Below are 12,289 nucleotides of genomic sequence, written 5' to 3' on the forward strand. Positions count from 1 at the left end.
ACACAAGCGCGTAACGGCGAACAAGCGAAGACTGATTGTTAGATAGTTAAAAATGCACATAATTGATAATGCTTTAAATAATAATTATAAATTTTTAATCATCAATTCATAAGTATAAAAATATTTTCTTAAACATGATGTTAGCTGATCATGATCGCTATCTTACGCTTTTGCAATTTGAGCAAGTCAGGGGGCTGTGCCATATTTTATGCGAACTCAAGAACAGGAGAAGTGCGATGCTTTATTGGGCTCTGGTATGTCTTGTGATCGCGATTGTGGCGGGTGTACTCGGTTTTGGCGGTATAGCCGGAACAGCCGCAGGTTTTGCACAAATATTATTTTTTATATTTATTGTGCTGCTGGTGGTCTCCCTGATTGCTAACGCCTTGAGGGGCAAAGGCCCGAAGATATAACTTTCTCTACAGCATGAAAAAGCCCGCGAAGCGCAAAACTTCGCGGATTTTTTTCATGATCATTGCGGAGGGGTTAACTCCCCGGTGCTTACAATGCGCGTCCCGATGGACGCGTACCCCCCGTCGCAGCGCGCACAAGCGTGAAAGCCACGTTCACGTGTAACGTTGCGCCCCGGACAATCAACCAGTACGTCATCGGATGCTCCTTAGGGAGTTACCATCGGCGAATCAAGCGAAGGCTCATACTGCCCTTCGCACCCTTCCCTGCCACGAGGAAATACTGTACACAATCAGCGCCAACCAGATCACCATAAAGCTTGTTAACTGAATAGGGCTCAGGGGCTCATTAAAAACCAACAGGGCGATCACAAACTGTAACGTCGGGTTTATGTACATCAGAAAGCCAACAGTCGCTAATCTCAGGCGTCGCGCGGCGCCGGCGAACAACAGCAGGGGAATAGCCGTTAACACACCGCTGGCCATCAACAAGCTGCCTGTGGGCAACCCTCGGGTAAAGTTCGAAGCGCCCGACGTCGTCAGCCAGCCAAAGGTCATTAAACCCAAGGGCAGTAGCAAAAGGGTTTCCACAAATAAACCGGACAAACCGTCTAACTGGACCTGTTTGCGCAGAAGCCCGTACACGCCAAAACTGAAGGCCAAAACCAGGCTAATCCAGGGTAGTTCACCCAGCATCAGCAGTTGGAGCGCGATGCCGACGCCTGCGATAGCGACCGCTGCCATCTGCCAACGCCCCAGTTGTTCGCGCAACACCACCATGCCCAAGGCGACATTCACCAGCGGCGTCAGAAAATAGCCCAAGCTAGCCTGCAACACGTGGTGAGTTTCAACGGCGTATATGTACACGCCCCAGTTCAGCGCTATAAGCAGCGCGCAGCCCAACACCCGCCAAAGTTGTCGCGGGTGGGCAAAAGCGTCTTTTACCGGCTGCCAGCGCCTTAACCCGGAAATCAGGATGGCTAGAAAAACACAGGACCAGATAATTCGATGCACCAGAATCTCAAGGGCCGGCACGCCCTGAAACAGCGCAAAAAATAGCGAGAATGAGCCCCAGATAGTGTAGGCGCATACGCCATACCATACGCCTTTGGTCTGTTCGGGCACTGGGCTCTCCGCTGTGCAACAGGCAATAAAAAAACCCCGGGGCCTGCGCCCATGGCGCAGCCCGAAGTGCAGGATCTATAATCAGTGAAATCAGTACAATCAGAGTTTAACGGATTATTTACTGGTCAGTATCGCGAGCAACATTTGCGCCTGCTCGATCGCTTCGCTACCCAATGTGGTCAGGTAGCCGCCGTCGTCGCGGGTAATCAGGCCTTTACTGAACAAGCGCTCTGCCGCCGAAACCAGCTCCGGGGCGGCCTCATTGCGATGTACTTTGATACCTTCCTGGGCAGACGACGAATGGAACTGGGTTAAAAGATTCAGCTCGGCCAGGTGATTTGCAGAGAATGACATGTAATTTCCTCGTATGATGTCAGATGCCCGGCTTCGGGCCCGTTGTTACAGTCTATACCATGAGCGCCATGAAACTTTCCCGTATTGTCAGCAACCAACCCGATATAAGCCGCAAAAAAGCGAATTGGCTGATTGCTACCGGCCGAGTGTACGTTAACGACCTGAGTTGCCGTAACGCAAACGCCGATGTGGACGAATTTTCGGTGGTCAGCGTCAACGGAAAAATCTTACAGCAGGGCCATGTTGCCCGCTATATTATGCTGCACAAGCCCGCTGGTTATCTTAGCGCTACCGAAGATGATACGCACCCTACGGTTCTGCAATTGCTGCCTCCCGCTTTGAGCCAAGGCCTGCACATTGCCGGCCGGCTGGATCGCGCCACTACCGGCCTGATGATACTGACCAACAACGGCACCTGGTCACGGCAATTAACGCTGCCCGGCATGGGCATTGACAAGGTTTATCGGGTAACAACCGCCTACCCGATTGGGCCCGACACGCCGCAGCGCTTTGCTGAGGGTATCTGGTTCGAATACGAGCAGCTCACCACAGCTCCCGCAACGCTTGAATTGCTGGCAGCAACACTGGCAAGATTGACTATTTATGAAGGCCGCTATCATCAGGTGAAGCGCATGTTCCACGCCGTAGGCAATCGGGTCATTGCGCTACACCGGGAACAGATTGGCCACTTGCAATTAAACAGCGATTTGGCCGAGGGCAACTTCAGAATGCTGACGGGTTCAGAGATTGAAGGGCTGAATCGGTATTACACTTGAGGAATAACCCTTGTTGAAGCGATATACTTTATAGCTATGAAATACGCCCGCACTTTTTGCTCTCCGCTTTTCGCACTTTTTCTGGCATTCGCCAGCGGCGCGACCTGTGGCGACACCATCAAGCGTATTGTGCACAGCGACGGCAGCGTGGAGTTTTCCAATGTAAAAAGCGACAGCCCGCTGGCGTCGGATGGCGCAGCCACGGTGTACCGTTATCAAGATAAATACGGCGTCGTGTCCTACAGTGGCGAACGCCCGGCGAACGCCAAGTTTTCGGTGATTCGCTTCCACTGCTTCGCCTGTGATCCTTCGTCTACGGTGAATTGGGACACCACGCCGCTGTTTGCATCCCGCTACAATGAACAGATTGCGACGTCTGCCAAAGAGTTCGATGTAGATCCCGCCCTCGTTCGCGCCGTTATTCACGCCGAATCGGCATTCAATCCCGCGGCGCTGTCGCCCAAAGGGGCACAAGGACTTATGCAGTTAATGCCCGCCACTGCACACGAACTGGGGGTGGCTAACGCCATGGTTGCCGAAGACAACATTCGCGGTGGTGCAAATTATCTGGCGCAAATGCTGGATCGCTTTCGGGGCGACATCAAGCTAGCCACAGCGGCCTACAACGCCGGCCCGGGAGCCGTTAGCCGCCACAATGGCATTCCGCCCTACGCAGAAACTCGGGCTTACGTAAAAAGAGTGGGTATTCTGTATCGCCGTTACGCCGCGCTTTAACGCGCCTTTCCAAAGCCCGCTCAAGCCCAGAGTCCTTTCAACCCGTTCAGCCCAAAGCCAACCAAACACCTACCAGCATCATCAGGCTGCCTGAAATTCGATTGGCCAGCCGAACTTTATCACCACTGCGAAGAGCTCGACGCAAGGTGCGCCCGCCATTGGCATACAGCAGCAAGCACAAAAATTCCATGCTCAGAATAATCAGTATCAGCGCCGTAAGCTGCGGCGCCATTGGCAGTGAGCTGTCTATAAACGGCGGCAGCAAAACCACCAGAAACGCCCAACCTTTAGGGTTGGCAATGGCGGTTATAAAACCCTGCATGGCCAACTGCCAGCGGGTGCTACTCGGCAATATCGCGCCTTCTTCCGGCATCGCCATTTTGCCGCGGGAACGCCACATTTGTACGCCCAGCCATATCAAATAGGCACCGCCCGCGACTTTGGCAACTTCAAACACCGTGGGATAACCCAGCATAAATGTAGCCACGCCTACAGCAGACGCGATGGCCACAATACCAACGCCCAGCAGTTCGCCGATCATCATCCACAGCGCCCGGCGCACACCCACAGTAATGCCCAGCGACAACGCCAGGGTCATGCACATGCCGGGAGTGATAGACACCACAAAAAAAGTAGGCAGAAACACCGACAACAACGCCAAATTCAAAACCGACATAACCATCCTTAAACGTTTGCAGCGACGCTGCGCATAAATTTTCCGGCGTAGCGCCGCTATAGCAGCACGCTGACAATACCCACACTGCTAACGATGAACAGCACAACTCCCAGCAGGCGGAAAAACACCGGCGTTTCGGCTTTCAAAATACGGTCGTGAAAACGCAGCCCTATTACATGACCAATGGCGGCGCAGGGCAACAGCCACAGATGGTGAATCAGCTGCAGATCCAGCCCAACCCAGATAAACGCAGCCAGTTTGATCAGCACCAGAATAAACCAGAGACCAAACAAGGTGTCGCGCAGCTTTTCCCGGGGCAGATGCTGCGCCGCCACCGCAATAATCAATGGTGCACCAATCAGCGAGGTACCGCTGATGTAACCACCGGCCATCAGCAAGCCCACGTCCACCGCTTTGCTGTTGCTGCGAAAAGGCCGGTTGAGGACATAAGACACCGAATAAATCGCAACAATCACAAATATGATCGAGCTAAGCACATTCGCTGGCAGCGTAAACAGTCCAAACACGCCAATCAGTTTGGGTACTATCATAATGCGGAGCATACGCCACAGGTAAGGCCAATCCACCGTGCTTTCTACCTTGCTTTCCGGGGCTGTTGCGGCTGCATCCGGGCCAAAGCCGGTTAATGTCTGACTGTTATTACCACCTTTCTGGCTTTGACTGCGGCGGTTGTTCATCCAAATAGTGAGTGATGAAAACACCAGCAAGTGAACGGCTATGATCGGCAAAAAGACCAGCGGGGCGTCTTTCACCAGCAGCAAAAACGGCAACGACAATACGGCCCCACCGAAGCCCAAGCCAGAGCGTACAAAACCGCTCCAAATGAAGATCAGCGCAATCAAACCGTACTGAATTAGGGAAAGATCTGACATAACATCCTGAGCGGTTAGAATAAACGTGTTCGAGTGTAACGGTTTTTCAATAAAAAACACCGGGCAAAGCCCGGTGCAACATGCGTAATTTATCCGCCGTGGCGACTTACCGGAGCGTTTAATCGCTCACCGGGCCCTCCTTGATAGCTGAACGCATGCGCCGGCGCAGTATTGGCCCAACCAGCGTTGGCAGCACCAGGCCCAAACCCGCGACCAGCCACAAACCAATAGCCAAAGGGCTAGACCAGAGCGTCATCCAGTCTCCGTCAGACAATATCAACGCGTGACCCAGGTTCTTTTCCATTTCTGGCCCCAGCAGCAGGCCTAGAATAATGGGCACCATGGGAATTTCCAGCTTGCGCAGAATAAACCCGCCAACTCCAAATACAATCATGAAATACAGGTCGAAGGTGCTATGACTGATGGAATATATACCCACAAATGCCACCATAGTCACAATCGGCAGCAGGTACATCGGCGGCACCGACAGTAGCCGCACAAACACTCCAATCATCGGAATGTTCAGTATCAGCAGCAATACGTTGCCAATCAACAGCGCAGCAATCACCCCCCACACAATATCAGCGTTCTGGGTGAACATTAACGGCCCCGGCGTGATATTCAGGGAAATCAGCATGGCCAGCAACACCGCTGTAGTGCCACTGCCCGGCACCCCCAGGGTCAGCATGGGTACCAAAGCGCCCGATGCCGCACCGTTATTGCCCGCTTCCGGCGCCACTACACCCCGGATGTCACCTTCGCCAAAGCGGCCTTTTTTGCCGATCACTGCTTTTTCCAAAGTGTAGCTGATGAAGCTGCCCAAAGACGCCCCGGCACCCGGCAACACGCCCGCAATAAAGCCCAGCACACCACCGCGCAGTTGGGTAGGAATGGTCGACACAATTTCTTTGAAACTCAGCGTCAGTTTCCCCACCTTCACTTTACTGCGGCCTTTGCCCATTCGTGCTTCAACAAAAAACAACAGCTCGGATATGGCGAACAGCCCAACAATCGCCAATATAAAGTCGATACCTTCATACAGCTCCAGCACACCGGCGGTATAACGCTGGGTGCCGGTGGATATGTCGATACCCACGGTAGAAATCATGATGCCAAGCGCTGCTGCGATCACCGTTTTCATCGGATTTTTGCCGGTTATACCGCCAAGAGTGGCGAATGCCAGCAAAAACAGGGCGAAGTATTCCACCGGCCCGAAGGTCAGTGCGAATCGCGCCAGCACCGGCGCCAATATAATAAGCCCTATCGTGCCGATCAGACTCCCCGCGAAGGACGCAATCGCTGAAATGGCCAAAGCATCTGCCGCACGGCCTTGTTGCGCCATGGGATAACCGTCCAGGCAGGTCATCATGGCCGGCTCGTCGCCCGGTATATTTAGCAGAATGGACGAAATTCGCCCGCCGTACATAGCGCCGGCGTACACCGAGGTCAGCAGAATCATCGCCGTTTCCGGCGGCAGCCCCAAGGTGAAGGCCAGCGGAATAAGAATGGCAACGCCGTTAGCCGGGCCCAAGCCTGGCAAGCAGCCAATCAGAGTGCCCACAAAGGCCCCGAATAACGCAAACATCAGGTTGTACGGCGTTAGCGCCACCGCAAACCCGTCCATCAGAAAGCCCATAGTTTCCATGGTTAGGAGCCTCCCAGCAGGCCGTTAGGCAGGCTCAGCGACAAGCCATAATTGAACAACCCGAACACCACAACGGCACTGATTAAACCAGTCACAAATGCCCGCAATGGTGGTGCACCCATGCGCCAACTTAAAACGCCGACCGCCAACGTGGTGGATATAATAAAGCCCAACGGCTCCAGCAACAGCGCATAAATCACCAATACAATGATCGAGATCACCAGTTCCAGGGCTGATTTGCCCACCGGCCATTTGGCATCGGCGTCTGGTTTGATCATCAGGTACAGGCTACCCACCACCAGCACAATCGCCAGAATGGTGGGAAACGTTTCTGGCCCTACACCCTCGGCACCGCCGAAGGGTTCAGGCCACTGCTGCGCTACCCAGCCATAGGCAACCGCCACAACCAGCAGAAACAAGCCTAGAATACGGTCGCCCATGCCGGTCATTTTAGTAGACCGATTTCCCGGGACAGGTCTTCAATGTCCTGCACCTGATTGGTTACAAAGCTCTCGAACTCACCGGCCTTGGGATGGAACGGAATCAGACCGTTACTTTTCATTACGGCTTTCCATTCTTCGCTGGCGTACAGAGTGTCCATTGCCTCTACCCAGTATTGTTGAGCTTCTTCAGAGGTTTCTTTAGGCATATAAAACCCGCGCCAGTTAGGGCCAAGCGCATCAATACCCTGCTCCCGGGCAGTAGGTATGTTGCTAAACTTGCCTGGTAAGCGTTCTTCGGACAGCACCGCCAAAACACGTAAATCACCGGATTCCATGAAGCCAGTGGCTTCAGACACGTCGCCAGTAAAGGCATCCACCTGGCCACCCACAACTTGAGTCATGGCTTCGCCGCCATTGTTGTATGACAGGTAAGGAATGGACGGCAATTTTTCAGCGCCCGCCGCTTTTGCTGCAATCAGCACTTTCAAATGATCCCAACCACCGCGAGCACTGCCGCCGGCAAACTTGACCGCGCGCGGATCTTCTTTCAGCGCGTCCATTAACTCGTTCAGGTTTTGGTACTTGGAATCTTTGCTCACAGCAATAATGCCGTAATCGGCTCCCAAAGCGCCGATCCACTTCACCATAGACGCGTCCATACCCGGAAACTGTTTCTGTGCCAGGCGAGTGGTTGTCGCGGTAGATGCAGCAACAATCAACTTGTCGTCATTTTTACGCTTGCTGACCGTGTGGGCATAAGCCACACCGCCACCGGCTCCAGCCATATTAACGGTTTGTACAGAGCCTTCTACCAGCTTAAGCTGCTGCATTACGTTACCCACGCTGCGGCAGGTAAAGTCCCAACCGCCGCCCGGGTCGGCAGGAGCCAGGCACTCTACTTTTCCACTGGGTTGCCAAGCCATGGCAGACATACTGAAAGCGGCCGCCGCCGCAAGCGTTATTGTTCTTTTAATAAACATATACGTCACCTTGTTGTTTCATTAAGAAGGGTGTTTCAGCAAGCAGAGTAGAAGGCAATGCGTAGTTGCTGAAGTTTGCGGGCGTAACGGATATAAAAAAACTAGTATTCATTCTGTGCATAAAGTTCACGGGCAAAACTGGTTACGGTGTTTTAACCTGATTAGCCCGTGCGCGCAGCGCCGATGAACCAAGCTGACGGACGCCCATGCCTGTAAAGCGACGCACAAAACTTAAAACCCGCATGATTCTCACTCTTGGCCTGGTGAGCGCTCTCCAAACCGTGTTTATTGGCGTGTTTGCCGGTTATTACCTGAGCGAATCCCTTTATAACGAGATTGGCCAGAGAGCCTTGATGGTCGCCAAAACCATTGCCGCCAGCCCGGCGGTTATCCGTGGTATACAACAGCGAAATCTTGACGACCTCAACACCCTCACCCGCACTCTGGCCCGAACCAACGAAGCCTTGTTTATTGTGATCGGCGATCACAACGCTATTCGCCTGGCGCACCCTTCGCCCGAGCGCATCGGTCGCTCCATGGCCGACGACGAAGGCGATTACGGCCGCCGTGCACTGGTGGAAGGTAAGGGCTATGTCGCCCTTGCCATGGGCAACCTGGGCGAATCCATGCGAGGCAAAGCACCGGTATTTGAACCCGGCAGCGGTGCCATTATTGGAATTGTGTCGGTGGGCTACAGCGTAAGCCAAGTAGAAGCCACCGTGCAGCGCTACAATTTTGTGCTGTACGGGGTGATGGGGGTGGTATTGCTAATCAGTATCCTGGCAGCAGTAGTGATTGCCAGTCGTTTCAAGCGCGCTATTTTAGGCCTGGAACCGGAGGAAATCGCCGGTTTGTTCCAGGAACGTGATGCTACGCTGCAATCCGTGCGTGAAGGTATTATCGCCATTAACCGCGACGGCATTATTACGACGGTGAACCGCGCAGCTCTGGTTACTCTCGGGCTGGATACCGACATGCCTGTGGCTGGGCGCCCAATTCACGACATACTGCCGGAAAGCGGTTTGATGTCTGTTCTGGCCACTGGCACGCCGGATTTCGACCGCGAAGTGTGGCTGCGCAACCGCCAGATGGTAGTCAACCGTCTGCCGGTGCGCCAAGGCGACGACATCATCGGCGTGGTGGCCAGCTTCCGTTTACGTAACGAGCTGGATCAAGTCAGCCAGCAGCTCACCCGCATCCAGCAATACGCCGACACTCTGCGCAGCCAAACTCATGAATACTCTAATAAACTGCACACCATCGCCGGGCTGATACAGTTGGGCGCCTATAACGATGCTCTAGGCCTTATTGGCAGCGAAGTCAGCAGTCATCAGGCGCTGATTCACTTGCTGCTGGAAGCCGTGCCCGACCCCATCATTGCCGGTTGCCTACTGGGCAAACACAACCGTGCCCGAGAAATGGGCCTGCATCTGGACATAGACCCAGATAGCCAAATGACCGACCTGCCGCACAATTTACCGCGAGAGCAACTCGTCAGCGTACTGGGAAACTTGATTGATAATGCGTTGGAGGCCACCCGTCGGCATACCGGCGTCAATGGCCGGGTACAACTGTCAATGACCGATCTTGGGCAGGAACTGATTTTCGAGGTGGAAGACCAAGGCCCAGGTATTGCCCCGGAGGTTCAAAACCGAATGTTTGAAAAGGGTGTTACCAGCAAAACAGGTACCGATCACGGTTTTGGGCTGCACTTGGTTCGCCAGTTTCTGGACAGTTGGGGTGGATCTGTGACGGTGGAAAATCTGGATAACCCCGGCGGTAGCCGCTTCACCTTATACTTACCAAAAACACCCACCGGCAGGAGCCAACTTTGACCCCCATCCGACTGTTGATTGCTGAAGATGACCGTCAGATTGCGGAAATCCAGCGCCGCTTTATCCAGCGGCTGGAGCAGGTGGAACTTTGCGGGATTGCCCACACCCTGGCCGATGCCCGCGAACAGGCGGACGTACTAAAGCCTGACCTGATACTGCTAGACGTGTATTTCCCCGACGGCAACGGCCTGGATTTACTGCGTGAGCTGCGCGCCAGTAATAGCAGCAGCGACGTGATCCTGATCACTGCCTCCAAGGAAGTAGAAACATTGCGGACCGCTTTGCGCGGTGGCGTGTTTGATTACATTCTGAAACCCTTGGTATTCGAACGCCTGGAAGAGGCCATTAACCGCTTCTGTGACCATGTTGAACGCCTATCGGCACTGAAGCATTTAGGTCAGGACGAAGTAGACGCCCTGCTCCCACGCAACAGCGGCGAAAATGGGCACTACAGCCATCACCGACTGCCCAAAGGTATTGATGTGATTACGCTGGACCGGATTCGTGAGGTGATTGCGGATGGTAAACCCTGGAGTGCAGAAGAAGTAGGCGGCGCCATGGGTGCATCGCGCACCACAGCCAGGCGTTATCTGGAATACATGACGGGCACCGGAACCCTGGTGGCCGAGGTTACCTACGGCAGTGTTGGCCGGCCCGAAAGGCGCTATCGGATGCAGCGCCTACCGGCTTGAATGCGCCCCGCCAGGCCTTAGCTCTTATAGATGGCCATTGGCGCCCGACCGAACACCCACCTGCTATATCAGCTTCTGCGCCCGCGCCATGGCAAACGCAGCCTGCGGACCTGTCCACAGCGACGGCAGAATAATCAGCGACACAGGAATGGCGGTTAGCACAATGAACTGTTGCAACACACCAATCTGACCGGCACCCATGTACAACAGAATCGCCGCCATAATTGCCATGGCTCCGCCCCAGAAAGCGCGAACGGCGTAATGTGGCTCATCGTGGCCTGCGCCTACGGTGGCAATGGCGTAGCTCATAGAGTCGCCGGTGGTAGCCACGAAAATAGTGGTCAGCAGCAGTACGGCTGCGGCCATCATTACGCCGCCGGGCAAATTCTTGGCAACGGTCAGTGTGGCTTGATCAAAGCGGAACGCGTTCAGCGCTTCGGTCAGATCAAACACCCCCGTGAGCTGGTAATACACTCCCGAACCACCCAACAAAGTAAACCAGATAGTGGTGGCTATTGGCGCCAAAATCGATACCGCCAAAATGGTCTGTCGAATAGTCCGACCGCGGGAAATGCGCGCTACAAAAATTGACATCAGCGGTGTGTAGCCAATAAACCAGGCGAAAAAGAACACCGTCCACCACTTCATCCACCATTCCGGCGCGGTTTCACTGGTCATAGTGGCCATGGCGAAGAACGACGTCAGGTACTCGCCCATAGAAGCCACATAGGTATTGACTAAAAACAGGGTGGGGCCGAACGCGAAGATCACCGCACCGATAACCAGTGCCAGAATGACATTGAACCGGCTCAGTAGCTGAATACCACGGTGAATACCACTAACCGCTGAAGCCATGTAAACAACAGCCAGCAGGCCAAGAATAATCAATTGGGTGCTGAATTCATCTGCTACGCCAAACAACTCATGCAGGCCGAAACTCATCTGCGTGGCCAGAAAACCAATGGGACCGACGGTACCGGCTACGACAGCAATCACACACATGGCATCAACAACGCCGCCCAACCAGCTGCTCATGACGCGCTCGCCAAATACCGGGTACAGCAAGGTACGCGGCTGCAGTGGTTTGCCCTGAACGTAGTGGGCGTGAGCCAGAACCATGGCTGTTAATGAACCCAGTACGCTCCAGGCCAAAAAGCCCCAGTGCATGAACGACTGCGCCATGGCCGGCGCAACAGCTTGTGCCGTGGCCGCTTCGGTATCAAACGCCGGTGGCGTTACCACAAAGTGATACACCGGCTCGCCAGCGGCAAAGAACACACCGCCACCCGCCAACAGAGTGCACAGAATCATTGACAGCCAGCGGAAAGTGCTGAATTCAGGCTTATCCATACCACCCAGGCGGGCGGCACCGGCGCGACTAACGGCCACGCCCATAGCAATGAAGAACGTCAGCAACAACAACAGCTGGAAAAAGGTGCCCATATACTTGGCCGTCCAGGCAAAACCCACGTCAATCACGGAGGCAAGACTGGCCGCATCCGTCAGCGACCAGCCTACGAACAGCAGAATAAAGCCAATGGTCAGAACCAGAACAACCGGATCGCCAAAACGGTGAGCATCTGCGGAACCAGCGGGGGAAGAATCAGAAGAGGTAGAACGGGGGTTATCGGTATTACTTGCACTGCTTAAAGACATGTATCGACCAGTTTCGAAAATTGGCAGACTAGACTACACACCTAGTTTCGTATTATCCAGCACGTTTGG

The 12,289-nt window shown here is 54.1% G+C and carries 13 protein-coding genes; 5 read left to right on the forward strand and 8 right to left on the reverse strand.

The window, feature by feature from the left end:
- Positions 1-236: 236 nt before the first annotated feature.
- Positions 237-413 carry a DUF1328 domain-containing protein gene (locus MIH19_RS15450; protein ID WP_249009026.1) on the forward strand — a complete coding sequence of 59 codons (177 nt, stop codon included), beginning with the start codon at positions 237-239 and terminating at the stop codon, positions 411-413.
- A 240-nt stretch (positions 414-653) separates the two neighbouring features.
- Here the strand turns inward: MIH19_RS15450 and rarD are convergent, their stop codons facing one another.
- Together rarD and MIH19_RS15460 are read right to left on the reverse strand one after the other, a co-directional pair.
- Complete coding sequence (gene rarD, locus MIH19_RS15455; RefSeq protein WP_249005711.1) at positions 654-1,535, reverse strand: EamA family transporter RarD; 882 nt, start codon at positions 1,533-1,535, stop codon at positions 654-656.
- A 114-nt stretch (positions 1,536-1,649) separates the two neighbouring features.
- On the reverse strand, positions 1,650-1,889 hold the full coding sequence (locus tag MIH19_RS15460; RefSeq protein ID WP_249005712.1) for a TIGR02647 family protein: 240 nt from the start codon (positions 1,887-1,889) through the stop codon (positions 1,650-1,652).
- Positions 1,890-1,957: 68 nt separating this feature from the next.
- On the opposite strand from MIH19_RS15460, the gene MIH19_RS15465 reads away from it, so the two are divergent.
- Entirely contained in the window at positions 1,958-2,665 is a 708-nt protein-coding gene (locus MIH19_RS15465; RefSeq protein ID WP_249005713.1) for a pseudouridine synthase, read from the forward strand.
- A gap of 36 nt (positions 2,666-2,701) precedes the next feature.
- The gene (locus MIH19_RS15470) at positions 2,702-3,400 is read left to right on the forward strand and encodes a lytic transglycosylase domain-containing protein (protein WP_249005714.1); all 699 of its coding nucleotides are present in this window, start codon (positions 2,702-2,704) and stop codon (positions 3,398-3,400) included.
- A 46-nt stretch (positions 3,401-3,446) separates the two neighbouring features.
- Here the strand turns inward: MIH19_RS15470 and MIH19_RS15475 are convergent, their stop codons facing one another.
- From MIH19_RS15475 to MIH19_RS15495, 5 genes are all read right to left on the reverse strand, one after another.
- Complete coding sequence (locus tag MIH19_RS15475) at positions 3,447-4,076, reverse strand: LysE family translocator (RefSeq protein ID WP_249005715.1); 630 nt, start codon at positions 4,074-4,076, stop codon at positions 3,447-3,449.
- 56 nt (positions 4,077-4,132) lie between these two features.
- A complete protein-coding gene (locus tag MIH19_RS15480) occupies positions 4,133-4,969 on the reverse strand; it encodes a sulfite exporter TauE/SafE family protein (protein WP_249005716.1) in 837 nt (278 codons plus the stop codon).
- 118 nt (positions 4,970-5,087) lie between these two features.
- Positions 5,088-6,614: a tripartite tricarboxylate transporter permease gene (locus MIH19_RS15485; protein WP_249005717.1), complete on the reverse strand. Its 1,527-nt coding sequence runs from the start codon at positions 6,612-6,614 to the stop codon at positions 5,088-5,090.
- A gap of 2 nt (positions 6,615-6,616) precedes the next feature.
- Positions 6,617-7,063 carry a tripartite tricarboxylate transporter TctB family protein gene (locus MIH19_RS15490; protein ID WP_249005718.1) on the reverse strand — a complete coding sequence of 149 codons (447 nt, stop codon included), beginning with the start codon at positions 7,061-7,063 and terminating at the stop codon, positions 6,617-6,619.
- Complete coding sequence (locus MIH19_RS15495) at positions 7,060-8,037, reverse strand: tripartite tricarboxylate transporter substrate-binding protein (RefSeq protein ID WP_249005719.1); 978 nt, start codon at positions 8,035-8,037, stop codon at positions 7,060-7,062. Before MIH19_RS15495 ends, MIH19_RS15490 begins: the two co-directional genes overlap by 4 nt.
- A gap of 206 nt (positions 8,038-8,243) precedes the next feature.
- Here MIH19_RS15495 and MIH19_RS15500 point away from each other — a divergent pair, with 206 nt between their 5' ends.
- Both MIH19_RS15500 and MIH19_RS15505 read left to right on the forward strand, forming a co-directional pair.
- The gene (locus MIH19_RS15500; protein WP_249005720.1) at positions 8,244-9,872 is read left to right on the forward strand and encodes a sensor histidine kinase; all 1,629 of its coding nucleotides are present in this window, start codon (positions 8,244-8,246) and stop codon (positions 9,870-9,872) included.
- Entirely contained in the window at positions 9,869-10,564 is a 696-nt protein-coding gene (locus MIH19_RS15505; RefSeq protein WP_249005721.1) for a response regulator, read from the forward strand. The genes MIH19_RS15500 and MIH19_RS15505 overlap by 4 nt, the downstream gene beginning before the upstream one ends.
- Positions 10,565-10,627: 63 nt before the next feature.
- Here the strand turns inward: MIH19_RS15505 and MIH19_RS15510 are convergent, their stop codons facing one another.
- Positions 10,628-12,220 (reverse strand): BCCT family transporter, encoded by a 1,593-nt coding sequence (locus tag MIH19_RS15510; protein ID WP_249005722.1) that lies wholly within the window; start codon positions 12,218-12,220, stop codon positions 10,628-10,630.
- Positions 12,221-12,289 lie beyond the last annotated feature (69 nt).

The organism is Marinobacter sp. M1C (assembly GCF_023314135.1).
Classification (GTDB): domain Bacteria; phylum Pseudomonadota; class Gammaproteobacteria; order Pseudomonadales; family Oleiphilaceae; genus Marinobacter.

What these genes read in the sequence shown, in the direction of transcription:
- MIH19_RS15450 (WP_249009026.1), top strand. Translation starts at nt 237, where the DNA reads ATGCTTTATTGGGCTCTGGTATGTCTTGTGATCGCGATTGTGGCGGGT.
- MIH19_RS15460 (WP_249005712.1), bottom strand. Translation starts at nt 1,889, where the DNA reads ATGTCATTCTCTGCAAATCACCTGGCCGAGCTGAATCTTTTAACCCAG.
- MIH19_RS15465 (WP_249005713.1), top strand. Translation starts at nt 1,958, where the DNA reads ATGAAACTTTCCCGTATTGTCAGCAACCAACCCGATATAAGCCGCAAA.
- MIH19_RS15470 (WP_249005714.1), top strand. Translation starts at nt 2,702, where the DNA reads ATGAAATACGCCCGCACTTTTTGCTCTCCGCTTTTCGCACTTTTTCTG.
- MIH19_RS15475 (WP_249005715.1), bottom strand. Translation starts at nt 4,076, where the DNA reads ATGTCGGTTTTGAATTTGGCGTTGTTGTCGGTGTTTCTGCCTACTTTT.
- MIH19_RS15480 (WP_249005716.1), bottom strand. Translation starts at nt 4,969, where the DNA reads ATGTCAGATCTTTCCCTAATTCAGTACGGTTTGATTGCGCTGATCTTC.
- MIH19_RS15485 (WP_249005717.1), bottom strand. Translation starts at nt 6,614, where the DNA reads ATGGAAACTATGGGCTTTCTGATGGACGGGTTTGCGGTGGCGCTAACG.
- MIH19_RS15490 (WP_249005718.1), bottom strand. Translation starts at nt 7,063, where the DNA reads ATGACCGGCATGGGCGACCGTATTCTAGGCTTGTTTCTGCTGGTTGTG.
- MIH19_RS15495 (WP_249005719.1), bottom strand. Translation starts at nt 8,037, where the DNA reads ATGTTTATTAAAAGAACAATAACGCTTGCGGCGGCGGCCGCTTTCAGT.
- MIH19_RS15500 (WP_249005720.1), top strand. Translation starts at nt 8,244, where the DNA reads ATGCCTGTAAAGCGACGCACAAAACTTAAAACCCGCATGATTCTCACT.
- MIH19_RS15510 (WP_249005722.1), bottom strand. Translation starts at nt 12,220, where the DNA reads ATGTCTTTAAGCAGTGCAAGTAATACCGATAACCCCCGTTCTACCTCT.